This window comes from Mycolicibacterium fluoranthenivorans (assembly GCF_011758805.1).
In the GTDB taxonomy this organism is placed as follows: Bacteria; Actinomycetota; Actinomycetes; order Mycobacteriales; family Mycobacteriaceae; genus Mycobacterium; species Mycobacterium fluoranthenivorans.
The window spans coordinates 2,169,441-2,187,473 of record NZ_JAANOW010000001.1; the positions used below are offsets into that span (position 1 = coordinate 2,169,441).

The 18,033-nt window shown below is 66.0% G+C and carries 16 protein-coding genes; 9 read left to right on the forward strand and 7 right to left on the reverse strand.

The window, feature by feature from the left end:
* Nucleotides 1–29: 29 nt before the first annotated feature.
* Nucleotides 30–767: a TetR/AcrR family transcriptional regulator gene (locus tag FHU31_RS10485; RefSeq protein WP_208410840.1), complete on the reverse strand. Its 738-nt coding sequence runs from the start codon at nucleotides 765–767 to the stop codon at nucleotides 30–32.
* Nucleotides 768–938: 171 nt separating this feature from the next.
* On the opposite strand from FHU31_RS10485, the gene FHU31_RS10490 reads away from it, so the two are divergent.
* The 8 genes from FHU31_RS10490 (at nucleotide 939) to FHU31_RS10525 (ending at nucleotide 9,505) form a co-directional block, all read left to right on the forward strand.
* Nucleotides 939–1,706 (forward strand): crotonase/enoyl-CoA hydratase family protein, encoded by a 768-nt coding sequence (locus tag FHU31_RS10490; protein WP_208410190.1) that lies wholly within the window; start codon nucleotides 939–941, stop codon nucleotides 1,704–1,706.
* Between the two features lie 45 nt (nucleotides 1,707–1,751).
* Nucleotides 1,752–2,549, forward strand: coding sequence for an SDR family NAD(P)-dependent oxidoreductase (locus FHU31_RS10495; RefSeq protein WP_167158035.1), 798 nt, complete (start codon nucleotides 1,752–1,754; stop codon nucleotides 2,547–2,549).
* A gap of 153 nt (nucleotides 2,550–2,702) precedes the next feature.
* Nucleotides 2,703–3,515, forward strand: a complete 813-nt coding sequence (locus tag FHU31_RS10500) for an enoyl-CoA hydratase (protein WP_167158037.1) — start codon at nucleotides 2,703–2,705, stop codon at nucleotides 3,513–3,515.
* Nucleotides 3,516–3,530: 15 nt separating this feature from the next.
* Complete coding sequence (locus FHU31_RS10505) at nucleotides 3,531–4,781, forward strand: amidohydrolase family protein (protein ID WP_167158039.1); 1,251 nt, start codon at nucleotides 3,531–3,533, stop codon at nucleotides 4,779–4,781.
* Nucleotides 4,782–4,789: 8 nt separating this feature from the next.
* Nucleotides 4,790–6,412, forward strand: coding sequence for an acyl-CoA synthetase (locus FHU31_RS10510; RefSeq protein ID WP_167158041.1), 1,623 nt, complete (start codon nucleotides 4,790–4,792; stop codon nucleotides 6,410–6,412).
* Nucleotides 6,409–7,260, forward strand: a complete 852-nt coding sequence (locus FHU31_RS10515; protein ID WP_167158042.1) for an amidohydrolase family protein — start codon at nucleotides 6,409–6,411, stop codon at nucleotides 7,258–7,260. Before FHU31_RS10510 ends, FHU31_RS10515 begins: the two co-directional genes overlap by 4 nt.
* Nucleotides 7,260–8,330 carry an acyl-CoA dehydrogenase family protein gene (locus FHU31_RS10520; RefSeq protein WP_167158044.1) on the forward strand — a complete coding sequence of 357 codons (1,071 nt, stop codon included), beginning with the start codon at nucleotides 7,260–7,262 and terminating at the stop codon, nucleotides 8,328–8,330. The genes FHU31_RS10515 and FHU31_RS10520 overlap by 1 nt, the downstream gene beginning before the upstream one ends.
* Before the next feature lie 2 nt (nucleotides 8,331–8,332).
* A complete protein-coding gene (locus FHU31_RS10525; protein WP_167158046.1) occupies nucleotides 8,333–9,505 on the forward strand; it encodes an acyl-CoA dehydrogenase family protein in 1,173 nt (390 codons plus the stop codon).
* Between the two features lie 7 nt (nucleotides 9,506–9,512).
* Here the strand turns inward: FHU31_RS10525 and FHU31_RS10530 are convergent, their stop codons facing one another.
* The 5 genes from FHU31_RS10530 to FHU31_RS10550 all read right to left on the reverse strand — a co-directional run bounded on the left by FHU31_RS10530 (nucleotide 9,513) and on the right by FHU31_RS10550 (nucleotide 14,901).
* Nucleotides 9,513–9,815 (reverse strand): PLD nuclease N-terminal domain-containing protein, encoded by a 303-nt coding sequence (locus tag FHU31_RS10530; RefSeq protein ID WP_167158048.1) that lies wholly within the window; start codon nucleotides 9,813–9,815, stop codon nucleotides 9,513–9,515.
* A gap of 137 nt (nucleotides 9,816–9,952) precedes the next feature.
* Nucleotides 9,953–11,176, reverse strand: a complete 1,224-nt coding sequence (locus FHU31_RS10535; RefSeq protein WP_167158050.1) for an HNH endonuclease signature motif containing protein — start codon at nucleotides 11,174–11,176, stop codon at nucleotides 9,953–9,955.
* 36 nt (nucleotides 11,177–11,212) lie between these two features.
* Nucleotides 11,213–12,427, reverse strand: a complete 1,215-nt coding sequence (locus FHU31_RS10540; RefSeq protein WP_167158052.1) for a cytochrome P450 — start codon at nucleotides 12,425–12,427, stop codon at nucleotides 11,213–11,215.
* A gap of 3 nt (nucleotides 12,428–12,430) precedes the next feature.
* Nucleotides 12,431–13,663, reverse strand: a complete 1,233-nt coding sequence (locus FHU31_RS10545) for an amidohydrolase family protein (protein WP_167158054.1) — start codon at nucleotides 13,661–13,663, stop codon at nucleotides 12,431–12,433.
* A 92-nt stretch (nucleotides 13,664–13,755) separates the two neighbouring features.
* Nucleotides 13,756–14,901: a thiolase family protein gene (locus FHU31_RS10550; protein WP_167160885.1), complete on the reverse strand. Its 1,146-nt coding sequence runs from the start codon at nucleotides 14,899–14,901 to the stop codon at nucleotides 13,756–13,758.
* Between the two features lie 302 nt (nucleotides 14,902–15,203).
* Between FHU31_RS10550 and FHU31_RS10555 the strand changes: the two genes are divergently transcribed.
* Nucleotides 15,204–16,694, forward strand: a complete 1,491-nt coding sequence (locus FHU31_RS10555) for an aldehyde dehydrogenase family protein (protein WP_234901381.1) — start codon at nucleotides 15,204–15,206, stop codon at nucleotides 16,692–16,694.
* A 39-nt stretch (nucleotides 16,695–16,733) separates the two neighbouring features.
* Here FHU31_RS10555 and FHU31_RS10560 read toward each other — a convergent pair whose 3' ends face one another.
* Nucleotides 16,734–17,957, reverse strand: a complete 1,224-nt coding sequence (locus FHU31_RS10560; RefSeq protein WP_167158058.1) for a cytochrome P450 — start codon at nucleotides 17,955–17,957, stop codon at nucleotides 16,734–16,736.
* Between the last annotated feature and the right edge of the window lie 76 nt (nucleotides 17,958–18,033).

The window sequence follows — 18,033 nt, forward strand, 5'->3', positions numbered from 1 at the left end:
GGACGTCGAACGTGAACTCGCACGGGAGTTCACGTTCGACGTTTCGCCTTCGGCGGGCTGAGCTTGGCTGCGGCGTGGTCCAGGATGCATGTGAGCCCGTACTCGAAGTTGCCTTCGTCGGCGGCACCGAAGGTGTGTCCCTCGCCGGTGACCTGCGCCAACAGCGGCGCCACCTCGGGATCGATGATCAACGCCTGGTCGAAGGCTCCCGGTCCGTCCTCCTCGTCGGCCTGATTCTTCTCGGCCAGCCGCTGCAGTACCACCGATCCGCGAACGTGCAGGGTCACCGCGGAGTAGGTGTCGAAGGCTTCTTCGGCGCTCAGGCCGGCCTCGACCAGGCCGGAGATCGCCTTCTCCATCTCCAGCACGCCGAGCTTGGCCGCGCGCGGGCTCAGCGCGGCCCGAATCAGAATGAGGTCGCACAGAATCGGGTTGCCCACGAACGTCTTCCGCATGGTGTGGGCATGGTTGCGCAGCGTCTCGCGCCAATCCTTGGCCTCCACGTACGGGGTCGCGAAGACATACTCGCTCAGTGCCCGGTCGGTCATGGCGTTGAGCAGATCGTCCTTCTTGCGGAAGTACCAGTAGATGCTCGTGACGCCGACGCCGAGGTGCTTGCCCAGCAGTGGCATGCTCAGGTTGTCGATGCCCACCTGCTCGGCGAGTTGGAAGGCGCCTTTGATGATGTCGTCCGGATTGATGGACCCGCGTTCCCGTCGTTGCCGCTTCTCGGCCACCGGTTGCTTTGCCACCGCAGACACCTCCATCTGTTTTCCCGCCACCACGTGCGGTGCGAGACCGTCAAGCTTACCGGTAGGCATACCGTGATGCGGGGTTCGCACACTTCCGGCCCGGTTACCGAAATGGCTATAGTAAGTTTTTCCGGGTGTCGGCTGAGCCGGCATTTTCGGTGACCGAATCAAGGCGATAAGCGAGGGATGAGCGTGGCGGACGAGATCCTCACCGAACGGCAGGGGCGCACCCTGGTGATCACCATCAACCGGCCCGAGGCGCGCAACGCGTTCAACCTGGCGGTGGCCCAGGGTTTGGCGGCGGCGATGGACGAGCTGGACGACAGCCCGGAGCTGTCGGTGGCGATCCTCACCGGAGCAGGCGGAAACTTCAGTGCGGGTATGGATCTCAAGGCGTTCGCATCCGGCGAGCTGCCCTACGTCGAGGGTCGCGGAATCGGTTTCACCGAACGCCCACCGCGCAAGCCGGTGATCGCCGCGGTGGAGGGCTACGCGCTTGCCGGCGGCACCGAGATGGTGCTGGCCACCGATCTGATCGTGGCCTCGCGCACCGCCAAGTTCGGTATCCCCGAGGTCAAGCGCGGTCTGGTGGCCGGCGGCGGCGGACTGCTTCGTCTACCGCACCGCATCCCGTATCAGAAGGCGCTCGAATTGGCGCTCACCGGCGAGAATTTCACCGCCGAGGAGGCCGCCGCGTGGGGCTTGGTCAACAAGCTCACCGAACCCGGCCAGGCTCTGGCCGGGGCGCTGGAGTTGGCGGAGAAGATCACCGCCAACGGCCCGCTGGCGGTGGCGGCCACCAAAGAGATCATCGTCAAGTCGGGCGAGTGGAGCCGGGCCGAGATGTGGCAGAAGCAGAACGAGATCATGGCGCCGGTGTTCGGGTCCAAGGACGCCATCGAGGGTGCCACCGCGTTCGCGCAGAAGCGCGCCCCGAACTGGACCGGTAGCTAGCGCCGCCGGCGGGCGGGAGCGAAGCGACCAGGGGATCGGTTCAACGTGGATCTCGGGTTTGACGGGGCGAGTGCTGTCGTCGTCGGCGGCGGTCGCGGCATGGGGCTGGCCACGGCCAGGTGCCTGGCGCAGGACGGCGCGAAGGTCGCGATCGTCGGGCGATCCCGGGACGTCCTCGATGCCGCCGCGCGCGAGCTGACTCGTTTGGGCAGTCCGGATGCGGTGGGTGTCGTCGCCGATATCGGCGACGACACCGATGTGCATCGGGCCTTCGACGAGATCGGCCGACGCTGGGACGGCACGCTCAATGCTCTGATCAACACCGTCGGCCCTGCTGCGGCAGGCGATTTCGAGGCACTCACCGATGACGAGTGGCAGGCCGCGTTCGACGCCGGCGTGATGGGCATGGTGCGTTGCGTGCGGGCCGCCCTGCCATTGCTGCGCCGTGCCGAGTGGGCTCGTATCGTCAACTTCTCCGCACACTCCACACAGCGGCAGAGCACCCGGCTGCCGGCCTTCACCGCGGCCAAGGCCGCGGTGAACAGCGTGTCGAAAAACCTGTCGTTGCTGCTGGCCAAGGACGAGATCATGGTCAATGTGCTGTCCCCGGGCAGTATCTCGTCGGAAGCGCTGCTGCACTGGGCCGATTCGGTGGGGATCGACGGCACCGACCCCTACCGGCTGATGTCGGCCATCGACGAGCACTTCGGCCACCCGGCGCACCTGCCGCGCGCGGGCCTGCCCGACGAAATCGGCCCGGTGGCAGCCTTTCTGGCGTCAAAGCGCAACTCGTACATGACCGGGGCGAACGTCAACGTCGACGGTGGCAGCGATTTCGTCTGACCGGGCACACCCAACGCGGTGACCACCCGTGTTCGCGCCCGCTCCAAGCCAAACCTCCGGTCGTGGCGAAGCCCCGGCATGACGGGAGTTTTCCGCTGGTAGCGGGGCATGCAGCGGCTTGCGGAATGTATTACCGATAGGTATACAGTATCTATGGCCAGTGAGACGTCGCACAGTGATGCGGTCCTGTATGAGGTCACCGATACCGGCGTCGCGGTCATCACCCTGAACCGGCCCGAGCGGCTGAACTCCTGGGGTGCCGATATCTCCGCCGGGGTGTACGCCAGGTTCGACCGCGCCGAGGCCGATCCGGCGGTCCGGGTGATCGTGCTGACCGGCACCGGCCGCGGGTTCTGTGCCGGCGCGCACATGGGTGCGATGCAGGATCTGGGTGCATCGATCAGCGGCGACACCGACGTCAGCAAGATCGTCGGGGAGCGTCATCCACACTTCCTGACCGCCCTGCGCAAACCCGTCATCGCGGCGATCAACGGTGCCTGCGTCGGGATCGGACTGACCCACGCACTGATGTGCGATGTCAGGTTCGCCGCGTCCGGCGCGAAGTTCGCGACGGCCTTTCCGCGCCGTGGGTTGATCGGCGAGTACGGCATCACCTGGATCCTGCCGCGACTGGCCGGCTGGGGTGCGGCGGCGGATCTGCTGCTGTCCGGGCGCACCTTCTACTCGGAAGAGGCTCAGCGGCTCGGCTTGGTGAAAGAGGTTGTGGCGCCGCAGGATCTGTTGAAACGCGCGCTGGAGTATGCCGAGGACCTGGCCCGCAACTGCTCGCCGGCGTCCATGGCCGTGATCAAGGCACAGCTCTACGGCGATGCCACCGATGAGGTGGTGAACGTCAGCTCCCGCGCCGAGACCCTGATGCACGAATCGATGGTCCGGCCGGATCTTGTCGAAGGCATCACCGCATTCTTCGAGAAACGCCCCCCGAATTTCCCGCCGCTTGCTTGATTGGAAGGAATGACCATGACCGATACACCCGAGCGCCTCCCGTACCTGGCCGTCGACGTCGATAACCACTACTACGAGCCGATCGACGCGTTCACCCGGCACCTGCCCAAGGAATTCCGCAGCCGCGGCGTCCAGATGGTGCAGGACGGCAAACGCACGCTCGCGGTGTTCGGCGGCACGGTCAACCACTTCATCCCGAACCCGACCTTCGACCCGATCATCGAACCCGGCTGCCTGGATCTGCTGTTCCGCGGTGAGATCCCCGAGGGTGTCGATCCGGCCTCGCTGATGAAGGTGGACCGGCTGGCCGACCATCCCGAGTATCAGAACCGGGACGCCCGGCTGACGGTGCTCGACCGGCAACACCTGGAGACGGTGTTCATGCTGCCGACCTTCGCCTGCGGAGTGGAGGAGGGCCTCAAACACGATATCGAGGCCACCATGGCCTCGGTGCACGCGTTCAACCTGTGGCTGGATGAGGACTGGGGATTCGAGCGACCCGACGGCCGCTTCGTGTCGGCTCCGATCATCTCGCTGGCCGACCCCGTCAAGGCGGTCGCGGAGGTCGAGTTCGTGATCGGCCGGGGAGCCAAGCTGGTGTGCGTGCGACCAGCGCCGGTTCCGGGCGAGGTCCGGCCCCGGTCGCTCGGGGATCCCGCCCACGATCCGGTGTGGGCCCGGCTGGCCGAGGCCGGTGTCGTGGTGGTCTTCCATCTGTCCGACTCCGGCTACATGGCGATCCCCGCGTTGTGGGGCGGTAGCGGCGTGTTCCAGGGATTCGGCAAGCGCGATCCGCTGGACATGGTGATCATGGACGACCGCGCGATCCACGACACCATGGCGTCGATGATCGTGCACCAGGTCTTCACCCGGCACCCCAAACTCAAGGTCGCCAGCATCGAGAACGGTTCGTACTTCGTCTACCGGCTGATCAAGCGTCTGAAGAAGGCGGCCAACAACGCGCCGTATCACTTCAAGGAGGATCCGGTCGAGCAGCTGCGTAACAATGTCTGGATCGCGCCGTACTACGAGGATGACGTCAAACTGCTCGCGGCCACCATCGGCGTGGACAAAATCCTGTTCGGTTCGGACTGGCCGCACGGCGAGGGGCTGGCCGACCCGACCACCTTCACCGCCGATATTCCGCAGTTCCCCGAGTTCAGCCTCGAAGACACTCGAAAGGTGATGCGCGACAACGCACTCGAACTCCTCGGTGATCTGCACCGAATCGCGCCCGGTGTCGCACATCTGACGGTGCCGGCCTAGCTCCCGCCGTGCCCGAGTGGACCATCGGCGCCGTCATCGACGCCATCGCCGACGCGGTTCCGGACTGTGAGATGACGGTGTGCGGATCGCGGCGCACGACCTTTGCCGACGGTGCGGACCGAACCCGCAGGCTGGCGAACTTTCTGGCCGCCAACGGACTCGGCGCGCACACCGAACGCGGTGAGCTGAACCGCTGGGAGTGCGGCCAGGACAGGGTTGCACTGTTGATGCACAACGACCTGTACCCGGAGATGGTCATCGGCGCCCTGAAGGCACGCACGGTGCCGGTCAACGTCAATTACTACTACTCGCCCGGAGAGGTCGCCGACCTGCTGGCGTACCTGGCGCCGCGGGCGGTGATCTATCACCGTTCGCTGGGCGCGAGGTTCGCTTCTGTGTTGCGCGATGCGGCACGGAGCGGCGATCTGTTGATCTCGGTCGACGATGGGGAAGGCCCCGAGCTGGCGGGTTCGATCTCACTGGACGACGCACTGGCCCAGGGTGATTCCGATTGCGTGGGTCCGGTGTCTCCGGACGACCTGCTGATGATCTGTACCGGTGGCACCACGGGCCGTCCCAAAGGGGTGCTGTGGCGTCAAGGTGACATCTACGTGTCGTCGATGAACGGGGCCGATCACGACGCGGTCGAGGAGATCCACACCAAGGTCACCCAAGCCGGGCCGCCCTGGTTCGCGGTGTCCCCGCTGATGCATGCCGCGGGAATGTGGACCGCGTTCTCCGGTCTGCTGTCCGGCCAGACCGTCGTACTGCACGACACCAAGCCGAAGTTCGATCCGCGGACGGTGCTTGCCACGGCAGAGCGCGAGAGGATCGGCCTGATGACCCTGGTCGGCGATGCCTATGCCGCACCATTGGTGGAGGAATTGACACGGCGGTCCTACGACCTGTCGTCGATGTTCGCGATCGGCACCGGCGGTGCCGCGACCAATCCCACACACCAACGGGCGCTGTTGGAACACATACCGCAGATCACCATCATCAACGGCTTCGGCTCCTCCGAGACCGGAAACATGGGGTTCGGGCACACCCGGCGTGAGACCCCCACCGCCGATACCTTCCAGCTGCGGGCCGGCGGTTTGGTGCTCGCCGAGGATTACTCCCGGTTCCTGACACCGGGAGAGCCCGAGGTCGGCTGGGTGGCCCGTAACGGGCGAATCCCGCTGGGCTACTTCAACGATGCGGCCGCCACCGCCCGTACCTTCCCCGAGGTTGCCGGGCAGCGGGTGGTGGTCTCGGGTGATCGTGCGGCCCTGGAGCCCGACGGGTCGCTGCGCTTGTACGGCCGGGATTCGCTGGTTGTCAACACCGGTGGTGAGAAGGTTTTCGTCGAGGAGGTCGAAGAGGTGCTGCGTGCGCACCCCGGCGTTGCGGATGCTCTGGTGGTGGGTCGGCCCAGCGAACGCTGGGGTCAAGAGGTCGTCGGGATCGTCTCGGTACGGCCGCGGACCGAGGTGGGCACCGAGGAGCTTCGCGAGCACTGCGCGACACGGTTGGCGCGCTTCAAGATCCCCAAGGACGTGCTGTACGTCGATCAGATCCGCAGGCTCGGCAACGGCAAGGCCGACTATCGGTGGGCCAAAGAATGCGCGGTCGAAGGAGTCAAGGCATGACAAGTAGCGCCCGTCCAGTCATCGATTGTCTGGCCAACGTGCATTTCGGTGAGACGGAGAACCAGCCTGCCTTCATGACGAAGGTGCGCGACGACTACTTCAAGGGCCCGAAATCGATGTACGACCCCATCGATCTGGCCGAACTGCTCGACGAGATGGACACCCACGGTGTGCGGCGCGCCATCCTGATGGACTCGCTGGCCAAGCCGTCGGTGACAGCACGCAAGTTCGTCGATGCCCATCCCGACCGCTTCGCGCTGGCGATGGGCGGGGTGAACCTGCTACGGCCCATCCCGTCGCTGCGCGAGCTCGCGGCCATCGCCAACGATCTACCCGTCGCGTATGCCGTTGTCGGACCGAGCTTCTGGGGCGACGGCCAGTATCCGCCGAGCGACGCGGTGTACTACCCGCTCTACACCAAGTGCGCCGAATGGGAACTTCCCTTGTGCGTCAACACCGGTATCCCGGGACCGCCGATCCCCGGCGAGGTGCAGAACCCGATTCACCTGGACCGGGTCTGCGTACGATTCCCCGAACTCAAGCTGTGCATGATTCACGGCGCCGACCCGTGGTGGGATATCGCGATCCGGATGTTGATGAAGTATCAGAACCTTCGCTTGATGACGTCGGCGTGGTCGCCGAAACGCCTGCCGGAGAGCCTGTTGCACTACATGCGCACGCGTGGCAAGGGCAAGGTCATCTTCGCCTCCGACTTTCCGGTGCTGCGGATGGAGCGGGTGGTGCCGGAGGCGCTGGCCCTCGATCTTCCCGCCGACGTGCTGGACAACTACCTGTTCAACAATGCCGCGGAGTTCTTCTTCGGCGAGCGCTCAGAGAAGGAGAAGTGATGGATCGCTTCGAACTGCGCCGACTGGATTACAGCCTGACCGCGGACCATGTCGATCTGCAGACCGCCTACCGGCAGTTCTTCACGTCGCACTGCGATATTGAGACGGTGCGGGCGGCTGAGCCGAGCGGCTTCGACAAGAGTCTGTGGGAACGGTTGTGCGCCATGGGGGCCACCACGATGGCGCTGCCCGAGTCCGTCGGAGGCGATGGTGCCACCCTTGTCGATCTCACCCTGGTGGCCGAGGAGATCGGACGGGCGCTGGCGCCGGTGCCGTGGATCGATCATGTGGTCGCGTCCCGGCTCCTGGCGCGGTTGGGAGCGCTGGATTCGCAGGAGATCGTGCAGGGAACGCAGCTTGTCGCGTTCGACCCGCAGCAGGTCGCGCCGTCGGGCGCCCGGCTGATCCCGGCCGGATCCCTCGCTGACCGGGTGATCGCCCGTGACGGCGAAGAAGATGGAGCGATCGTGCTCCTCCAGTTCTCGAGTCTGCCGGCCAAGGTGGACAACATCGGCAAGTTGCCGATGGCGTGGGTGGACCCGGCCGGTGCGGACAACCGGGTGGTACTTGCCAGCGGTGACACCGCCGTCGTCGAATACCAACGCGCACTGGATGAATGGCGTCTGCTCACCGCGTCGGCATTGGTCGGCCTGGTCGAGGAGACCATGACCATCGCCGCGGAGTTCGCCAAGTCCCGCCACACCCTGGGTGTGCCGATCGGGACGCTGCAGGGGATCTCGCACCCGCTGGCCAATATCGCGATCACCGTGCAGAGCGGTCGTGGTCTGGCCCGGCGGGCCGCGTGGTTCCTGGACAACGAGCCGGCCGAACGGCCCGAACTGGCACCGTCTGCATTCGTGTTCATGGCCGAGGAGGCCGCCAAGGCCGCCACCATGGCCGTGCACATACAAGGTGGGCTTGGCGTGTCGGCCGAGGCCGCGGCCACCGCCTACCTGGTCCGCGCCCGAGGCTGGGCGCTGGCCGGCGGTGACCCAGGCGCCACGGCGATACACATCGCCCAGATCGTCGCGGCCCGCGAGAGCCGTTCGGTCCAGAAGAAAGAGGATTAGGCATGGATTTCTCCCGAGTTGAACTATCCGCCGAGGACGAGGCCTTTCGCACCGAGGTGCGCGAGTTCCTGGCTGCCGTGGTGACCGAGGACGTCATCCGTCGCGACCGGGAGACCGGTGACAACTTCGACGAGGGTGTGCATCTGGCCCTCGCCGCCGCCGGGTATCTGGAAAAGGAATGGAAGACCGAAGCCGACGGCGGCTTCAGCCGGGTGCAGTCACGCATCTGGCAGTTGGAGAAGCGCCGTGCCGAGGTGCCGTGGGTGACATGGGGAACCACCTCGATGGTGGCTCGGTCGGTGGCGAAATTCGCCCAGCCCGAGATCCGTGACGACGTGCTGCGTGGGGTGTTCGACGGCACGGTGCGACTGTGCCTGGGCTACACCGAACCGGAGGGCGGCTCCGACGTCGCCACGTGCAAGACCCGCGCGGTGCGCGATGGATCAGCGTGGATCATCAACGGATCCAAGATGTTCACCACCGGGGCGCACAACTGCAAGTACGTCTTCCTGATCACCAACACCGACCCCGACGCACCGAAACACAAGAGCCTCACCATGTTTCTGGTGCCCCTGGATCTGCCGGGTATCGAGATCCAGGGCATCCGCACCGTCGACGGCGACCGGACCAACATCGTGTACTACTCGGATGTCCGCGTCGACGACAAGTACCGCATGGGCGAGGTCAATGGCGGCTGGACGGTCGTGCGTGAACCCCTGGACGCCGAGCACGGCGCGGTCGCGGCCGCCGATGACGGGCTGGCCGATGTGTCGATCATGATGCACCAGGCCGGATTCATGGTGGAGGCCGCCGACAACATCGCCGCCCTGGTGGGGTCGCGGGCCACGCAGGACACCTCGGTCGGTTATCGGCTGGGCCGCAGCATCGCTCGGATCGAGGCGTCGCTGTCCGCGTCCAGCATCTTCGGACGGGTCGCGCTGGCGCAGACCATGCGGGATGTGGCACCTGATCTGATGGATATCGCCGGACCGGCTGCCGCACTGCCCATCGGAGCCGAGGGCGGGCTGGACGACCGCAGCGAGTACGTGTACCGCTTCGCGCCGTTGGTGGGGATCTACGGCGGGACGCTCGAGGTCTTCCGCAATATGATCGCCCAGCACGTACTGGGGCTGGGTAAGCCGGCCTACGCGCCGCCGCGCCAGAAGGTCTCCTGACGACCTGTCAGTCGGTCGAGTTGTCCCGCCCCGACCGCGCGGCCCGGCGTTGCATCTCGGCGCGCTCCCGGCACCGCCGGCGGAATTCTTCTTCCGCACCCGGATCGGTGATCAGCTCGTCGGGTGCACTCCGATCGGGCGATGGACGCCCCGCGATACACCACGCGAGCGCGCCTGCCACCGGAATGAGGGCGACCAGCAATGTCCACTGGGCGCGGGGGAGTCCGCGGATGCGCGCTTCGTCAGCGCGGGCGATATCGACGATGGCGATCACCATGAGCGCGGTGACCAGCAATCCCAGGTAGGGCACGGGCAGTGGTCCTCTCGTAGGCCGGCGGTCAGTGGCGTGATCGACGGGATGGCGCAACGATGGGCCGACTCATATGCTGCGAATCTAGCAAACGCGGCGCGGGCGCGCGCCGCAGGACGGCCTGACCTGCGCGGATGTCACCCCTGGTCGGATGCCGGTGGTGGTGGTGCGAAGGGTGGGTACCACCACCATTGGGCGCGTTCGCCGGTCGGTCCGGGGTAGGGCGGGACCACGGGTGCCGGTGTGGTGGGTGGGCGGGCCAAGGCGCCGCCGTCGAGTTTTCGGCCGTCGCTGTCGGTGACGACCAGCCGGTCCGCGGGGCCGGTGAGGGTGAGGCCGCCGCGGTGATGCAGGCGGTGGTGGAACGGGCAGAGCAGCACCAGGTTGGACAGTTCGGTGGGGCCGCCGTCTTCCCAATGCTGGAGGTGGTGGGCGTGCAGTCCGCGGGTGGCAGCGCAGCCGGGCACCACACAGCAGCGGTCGCGGTGCTCCAGGGCGCGGCGCAGCCGGCGGCTGATGGTGCGGGTGGACCGGCCAGCGCCGATCGGTTGGCCGTGGCGTGCGAACCAGACCTCGCAGGTGGCATCGCAGAGCAGGTAGCGCCGTTCGCCCTCGGACAGGAGCGGGCCCAGGTGTAGTGCGGCGGCGGGCTTGTCGAGGTCGAGGTGCACGACCACGGTGGTGTGCTGGCCGTGTGGGCGCCGGGCCACGTCGGTGTCCCAGCCGGCCTCGACCAGGCTCATGAACGCATCCACCCGAGTCGGGAACGGAGTGCTGTCTTCGGTGTCGGCGGGGTGTTCGGCGATCAACGCGTCGTGGTGGGACTGCACGGCCGCATCGAATGTCGCGGCGTCCAGACGGGGTAGCCGGATCCGGTAGGTGGTGTACCGGTCCCCGGTGGAGGTTTTCGTGACCTCCGGTCCTGATTCGGGCGGTGGCTCGGGATCGGGTCGCGGTGCCATCGTGATTGCGGTGCGCAGCTGGCTGACGGTGGCCACCGCAGCGAGTTCGGCGTAGTGCTCATCGGAGCCCTCGGCGGCACGTTCGGCGATCACCCCGACCTGATCCAGCGACAACCGCCCCTCACGCAGGGCTTCGGCGCAGCGCGGGAACTCCTGCAACCGTCGTGCCACCGCGACGACGGTCTCGGCGTTACGCGGGGCGACCCCGGTTTTCCACGCCACCAACGCCGACAGGGAACGGACACCGGTCAGGCCACATAGCTCCTCGCGCTCCAACTCGGCCACGATCTGCACCAGGCGCCCGTCGATCGCGTTGCGCTGCCCGCACAACTCGGCGATCTCGTCGAACAACACCTCCAGCCGCTGTCCGGCGGCCAAAGATGTTGCGGTACCGGACATGAACCCATCATCACAGAGGGTACCGACAAGTGGGAGCTAGGGAAGTACTCTGACCGGCACGTGGCTCCATCCCGCGACGTTCTGCATGTTGACGCGTTTGCATCCGGTCCAGTCGACCTCGTACTGCGGCATGAAGTCCAGCATCCGCTCGAGTGCCACCACGCTCTCCATCCGGGCCAGCGCCGCCCCCAAACAGCTGTGGATTCCGTAGCCGAACCCGAGATTCTGTGCCTGGGTGCGGTCACGCGTGATGTCGAATCGGTCGGGATCTATCCAGGCCTGGGGATCTCGATTGGCCGAGCCGCCCAGCAGGAAGACCGGTTTGCCCGCGGGAATGGTCACGCCGTGCAGCGTGACGTCCCGAAGCGCCCGGCGGACGTTGTACTGTGCGGGTGCTTCGAGGCGCAACAGCTCTTCCACCGCGAGCGGGATCTTGCTGCGGTCGTCGAGCAGCTTCTGCCATTGATCCGGGTTCTGCGCAAATACGACGGCCGCGTTCCCGAGCAATTTGGTGACGGTTTCGGCACCCGCGCCGCCCAAAAGCATGGCGAATTCGGTGATTTCGAGGTCGGTCAGCGGTTCCATCGCACCGCCGTCGCGCTCGATCTCGGCGGCGATCAGGGTGCTCAACAGATCATCACCAAGCTCACCGCGGCGCCGCTTGACCAGCCGGTAGTAGTAGACCGCCATGTCCACCCCGGCCTTCAGACCGGACTCGCTCATGTCGACCTGGCCGGGGTCCCGGTGCAGGAGATCGTCGATCCACACCCGGACCTGCTGACGGTCCGGCTCGGGTACGCCCTGCATGATGGTCATCACGTCGACCGGGAACCGTGCCGAGAAGTCCTGGACGAAGTCGAACCCGCGCGGGTCGACCGCCGCCAAGTGCCGCTCGACCGACGAGGTGACCAACTCGCGGCGGGCCTCGATGGCGCGCGGGGTGAAGACCTTGTTGAGCAGGCTGCGCATCCGGCGATGTGCCGGCGGGTCCATGGCGATGATCGACCCGTGTTCGGTCACTACGTCTTTGCGTACCTGCGCCAGATCGACACCGTAAGCGGAGGAGAAGGTTTCGTAATCCTTGAACGCCGCTGCGACGTCCTGGTGGCGGGACAACGCGTAGAAGTCGTACCGGTCGCTGTAGTAAACCGGGGTCTCCTGCCGCATCCGGCGATAGATGTCATACGGATTCGCGAAGAAGTCCTCGGAGAACGGGTCGAATTCGACCGTGGGTGAGGTCGCCGTGGTCATAGCTCAGATCTCGGCCAGGGCGGGCGGCTGCGCCGCGGCGGGGTCGGGATTCGCCAACGGCAGGCCCATGAACCGGCGGGCGTTGTCACCCATGAAGTCGTAGGTGCGACGTACGTCCATCCCTTCGGCGTATTTCCAGAAGCCCTTCGGCTCGGCAAGCCCCTCCGGGTGTGGGTAGTCCGAACCGAACATGACCTTGTCCCAGCCCACGGTGTTCACCACATCTGAGACACAGCCCTCCCAGAACGGGCTGACCCAGATATTGCGCCGGAACACGTCGTGCGGATGTTCGGGGAAGTTCTGCGGCATCTTCTTCTGCAGGTCCTCGAAATCGTTGAACAGCGGGAAGATCCAGCCACTGCCGTTCTCCACGCTGGCGACGCGCAGCCTGGGGAACCGGGTCAGGGTGCCGTGACAGATGAGAGCGGTGATCATGTCGGCGATCTCGCGGTGGCCCAGAACCATCCAGCGAAAGGCGCTCTGCGTCATGAAGTTCTGCGTGTACGGCGGTTCCCACTTGCCGACGTAGTCGTCCAACGGTGGGTAGCTGGCGTGCAACACGATGGGTAACCCGGCCGCTTCGACATCACGCCAGAACGGGTCGAATTCGGGTAGAGCCGGGGAGCGCCAACCGTGCAGGCCGTTCACAGGACCGGGCTTGATGAGCGCAACTTTCGCGCCGCGCTCGAGCAGCCAGGCGAGCTCGCGCTGGGCGGCATCGACCTCGGAGAGGTTGATGATCGGGGTGGTGAACACCCGGTTCTCGTAGTTGAAGCTCCAGTGCTCGTGAATCCACTCGTTGAGCGCGTGGATGATCGCCAGGGTCAGGGCCGGGTCATCGGCGCTGGAGTGCTCTACCAGGCTGCCCAGGGTGGGGTAGTTCAGGGCTTCGGTCACCCCCTGGTGGTCCAGCTCCTTGAGTCGTGCGACCGGATTCCGCGTCGCCTCGGGTGCATCGATGGCCTGGCCCTGCATCTCGCGCAGGGTCTGGCCTTCGGTGTTCTCACCCGCGAAGAATCTCTCGTGAGCTCCGGGGGCGGCCACTCGTTCGAAGGTGGGGTTGGGGATGAAGTCGGTCACGCGGTTGTTGATCACGATGCGGGTCTGCTTACCGAACCGTCCGTACTGCACGGCGCGGCTGTACTTGTCCGGTAGGAACTTCGTCAACGCGTCGCCGGTCTCGTACATGTGTTGGTCCGCGTCGAAGATCGGTGCGTCCCGGAACTGTCCGGTCATCGGGGTTTGCCTTTCTTAGGATGCCGAGATCGACGAAACGGCCAGATCTACTCGCACTTTGCGGCCCGTGTGTTCATTTCGGCGGGGGTGGGTCAGAGCGTCAGGACGGTGGCGCCCGCGGTGCCGGGGGCGCCGTAGAGCTGGGCGAAGCCGACTCTCGGCGTGCCGGGGACCTGACGATCACCGGCCTCGCCTCGCAGCTGGCGCACCAGTTCGTGGATCTGCCGCAGACCGGACGCGCCGATCGGTTCGCCGTTGGCGATCAATCCGCCGTCGGTGTTGACGGGCAGTGAGCCGCCGATCTCGGTGGCGCCCTCGGCGAGGAGTTTCTCCTGGTCGCCGTCGGCACAGAACCCGCATTCGGCCATGTGGATGATCTCGGCGCCCGCGTCGGTGTCCTGTAACTGCACGACATCGACGTCCTCGGGTGCGACACCGGACTTTTCGAATGCGGCTCGGGCGGCGTACACGGTGGGTGCCACGTCCTCTTCCACCGGCGCGCACGTGGTGTTCACCTCATAGGCCCCGTAGCGGCGGGTGCGGACCTCCACTGCCTTGAGGTACACCGGTTTGGCGGTGTAGCGGTGTGCGATGTCGGCGCGACACATGACCACCGCGGCGGCGCCCTCATCGGGCGCACAGAACATGTATTGCGTCAGCGGATAGTTGAGCATGGCCGAGTTGAGGATGTCGTCCTCGGCGATCGGCTTGCGCCGGAAAGCATTCGGATTGAGTGCGCCGTTGCGCAGGTTCTTGTTGGCCACCTTGGCCAGCGTGCGCGCCGAGATGTGGTGGTCGTGCAGGTAGCGGTTGGCCTTCATGCCGAAGAACTGGGTGGTCAGGTATTGGCCGTTCTCGGCGTACCAGCTCGGCATCCCGACCAGCGCCGGATCCTCGGTGAACGCGCCGCGCGGGTGTTTGTCCAGCCCGACGGCGATGCCGATGTCGTAGTCGCCGAGCCGGATACCGTCGGCGCACACCTTGACCGCGGACGCGGCCGTGGCGCACGCGTTGAACACATTGGTGAACGGGATTCCGGACAGTCCCACCATGCCGACGATGGCGTCGGGGTTGGCGACCGTCCAGCTGCCGCCCGTTGCCGCTTGGATGTGGCGCCATTCGACTCCCGCGTCGGCGACGGCCGCGCAAATCGCGTCCACTCCCATCTCCATGGCGGACTTGCCCTCGAACCGGCCGAACGGGTGCAGGCCGACCCCGATGATCGCCACATCGTTCACGCCGGAGCTCATCGGCCCTCCTGCACAGGGGCGAACGCGACCGGCACGAAATCCTTTCCGGTGGGCCCCTTGTACGGCGGCCATGTCGAGATCTCCGGTGCCAGTGCTGTCCGCATGGGGGCGCCTCCTGCCGATTCGGTGAACTGTAGAAGCCAACTGTAATTCTTACAGTATCGTATATCGAGTCTGGTCGGTAAGGCCACGAAGCCGGGGTGATGGAGGTTGTGGTGAGCGAGCTCGTCGCAGAGCAGAGCACGAGCGTGGAGATCGGGCGGCGTGCGGCGAGCCGTGCGGAGAAACGCATGTTGATCGACGGTCAGTTGGTGGCGGCCGCCTCCGGCGCCGAGTTCGACAACGTCAGCCCGGCGACCGGGCTGGTGCTGGGCGCGACCGCGGCGGCCGATGCCGAGGATATGGACGCCGCGATCGGCGCCGCCCGGCGCGCCTTCGACGAGAGTGAGTGGTCGACCAATCGGGCACTGCGCCGGCGTGTGCTGCTGCAGCTGCAGGACGCCATCGAGGCCGAAAAGGAGTATCTGCGTGAGGAACTGATCGCCGAGGTCGGATGCCCGGCCATGACGACGCAGAATGCACAACTGGACTGGCCGCTCGCCGATGCGCTGCGTTACCCCGCCCGACTGATCGATGAATTCGAATGGGAGCGCGCACTCGTGGGGGGCGGCCTGTTCGGTGAGCGCAACGCCCGGACGGTGGTCAAGGAACCGGTCGGTGTGGTCGCGGCGATCACGCCGTCGAACTTCCCCATCGAGGTCATCCTCAACAAGCTCGGCCCGGCCCTGGCGGCCGGTAACACGGTGGTGCTCAAACCCGATCCGAACACGCCATGGAACGCCACCCGGCTGGGTCGTCTGATCGCCGAGCGCACCGACTTCCCGGCCGGGGTGGTCAATGTGGTGCCGACGCCGTCCAACGAGGTCGCCGGACTGCTCGGCACCGACCCGCGCGTGGACATGATGTCGTTCACCGGGTCGACCGCCGTGGGCAAGCACCTCATGCGGGTCGGTGCGGACACCATGAAGCGCACATTCCTCGAATTGGGCGGCAAGTCCGCGATGATCGTGCTCGACGACGCCAACCCGGCCCATATCATCCCCGGTGCGATCGGGGCGTGCGTGCACGCCGGGCAGGCATGCGCGGCGAACACCCGGATGCTGGTGCACCGCAGCCTGTTCGATGAGGCCGTCACCAATGTGACGATGGCCTTCGGCGCGGTGCCGGTCGGCGATCCGGTACTGCCCACCACGCTGGTGGGCCCTTTGATCAGTGCGGCCCAGCAGAAGCGGGTGCTCGACGCGATCGCGGGCGCCCGCCGTGACGGAGCGGAGATCGTGGTGGGCGGCGCTGTGCCACAGGGGTTGCCGGCTCATCTGGCCGGTGGCCACTTCGTGGCGCCCACGGTCATCGTCGGGGCGCATCCGTCGTCGTCGATCGCGCAGGACGAGGTGTTCGGTCCGGTCCTGGTGCTCATCCCGTTCGACGATGACGACGAGGCGGTACGGCTGGCCAACGACAGCGCTTTCGGTCTGGCCGGAGCGGTGGTGTCCACATCGTCGGAGCGTGCGATGGCTGTGGCACGCCGGATCCGGAGCGGCGCCGTCGGTGTCAACGGCGGCATGTACTACGGAGCCGACGCTCCGTTCGGCGGCTACAAGAACAGCGGCGTCGGCCGGCAGTGCGGTATCGAGGGCTTTGCGCAGTACACCGAGACCAAGACGATCGGATGGCGGCTGCCCCGGCAGTCCGCAGTGCAGAACGATGCCACGAAGAGGTAGGACGGACAACAAGGTTGCCGTCGTCGGCCGCGGCGCTGGTTAGATGACCGGTTCGAAGGTGACGGGGATGGCGGTGGGTGAGCGGAACGGTTGCCCGAAGATATGCGGATCGGTACTGGTGTCGAGTTCGATATCGGTGACACGGTTGAGCAGGCACTCCATCGCCACCCGGGTCTCCATCCGGGCCAGGTGCAGGCCCAGGCACGTGTGCTCGCCGGCGGCGAAGGTGATGTGCGGCACCCGCGTGCGGAAGATGTCGAATTCTCCGGGCCGCTCCCAACGGGTTTCGTCGCGGTTGGCCGAGCCGATACATACGTCGATCACGGCGCCCGCGGGCAGCTTCACCCCGTCGAGCTCGGTCTCGACATTGGCCGAACGTTGCACGGTGGTCAGCGGTGTCTCGAACCGCAGAGCTTCCTCGATGGCCTGGCCGAGCAGTCCCCGGTCGGCCTGGACGGCCGCGAACTGCTCGGGATGGGTCAGCAGCAGATACAACAGATTGCCCGAAGAGCGGTAGGTGGTCTCCAGTCCGGCGGGCAGCAGCAGTCGCAGGAAGGAGTAGATGGCCTCGTCGGTGAGCTTCTCGCCGGAGACCTCGGCGGTCACCAGGTCTCCGATGATGTCGTCGGTGGGTGCACAACGGCGAAGTTCGATCTGGTTGAGGAAGTAGTCCTTGAGCGCCGCGGACGCCTCGAAGGCGCGCTGGTATTTGACTGTGTAGCTGATCAATTCGACGGCACGCGCGCGGAACCAGGCCAGGTCCTCTTCGGGCAGGCCCAGCAGTTTCGAGATGACGCGGGTGGGGAACTCGAAGGTGAAATCGCGGACCAGGTCCGCGCGCCCGGTCTCGATGAACTCGTCGATCAGCGCCTCGCAGATGGGCCGCACGATCTCGGGTTCCCAGCGGGCCAGCGACTTCGTCTTGAATGCCGTGGTGACGAGGTTTCGATGGTCCCGGTGCGGCTTGCCCTCCATGGCCAGGATGGACGGTCCGATGAACAGACCGATGGTGGCGTCGTAGATCTTCGAATTGAAGGACTTGCCGTCCCGGAAGACGGTGCTGACCGCATCGAACGACACCGCGGCGAATTGATGCTCGGCGCGCAGAGACTCGGGGGTCTTGCGCCAGTCCATGACACTGCCCTCGAACACGCCGTTGCGGGCGCGGTGGTACGCGAACAGGGGATACGGATCCCGCAAGAGGTTGAAGGATCCGCCCAGGACGTCCGGGGTACCGGTCGGATCCTCGATCTGGCTTTCCACGCCTGCTCCCCGCGTTGGTGCGATCGTACGAAATCGCTATTACGGTAAAGATTACAGTAGAGCGTGCCGTCAGGGC

Coding starts and splice junctions, on each gene's coding strand:
- FHU31_RS10545 (WP_167158054.1), bottom strand. CDS start 13,663: ATGACCGGACAGTTCCGGGACGCACCGATCTTCGACGCGGACCAACAC.
- FHU31_RS10520 (WP_167158044.1), top strand. CDS start 7,260: ATGGATCGCTTCGAACTGCGCCGACTGGATTACAGCCTGACCGCGGAC.
- FHU31_RS10490 (WP_208410190.1), top strand. CDS start 939: ATGAGCGTGGCGGACGAGATCCTCACCGAACGGCAGGGGCGCACCCTG.
- FHU31_RS10485 (WP_208410840.1), bottom strand. CDS start 767: ATGGAGGTGTCTGCGGTGGCAAAGCAACCGGTGGCCGAGAAGCGGCAA.
- FHU31_RS10525 (WP_167158046.1), top strand. CDS start 8,333: ATGGATTTCTCCCGAGTTGAACTATCCGCCGAGGACGAGGCCTTTCGC.
- FHU31_RS10500 (WP_167158037.1), top strand. CDS start 2,703: ATGGCCAGTGAGACGTCGCACAGTGATGCGGTCCTGTATGAGGTCACC.
- FHU31_RS10515 (WP_167158042.1), top strand. CDS start 6,409: ATGACAAGTAGCGCCCGTCCAGTCATCGATTGTCTGGCCAACGTGCAT.
- FHU31_RS10555 (WP_234901381.1), top strand. CDS start 15,204: ATGTTGATCGACGGTCAGTTGGTGGCGGCCGCCTCCGGCGCCGAGTTC.
- FHU31_RS10505 (WP_167158039.1), top strand. CDS start 3,531: ATGACCGATACACCCGAGCGCCTCCCGTACCTGGCCGTCGACGTCGAT.
- FHU31_RS10540 (WP_167158052.1), bottom strand. CDS start 12,427: ATGACCACGGCGACCTCACCCACGGTCGAATTCGACCCGTTCTCCGAG.
- FHU31_RS10535 (WP_167158050.1), bottom strand. CDS start 11,176: ATGTCCGGTACCGCAACATCTTTGGCCGCCGGACAGCGGCTGGAGGTG.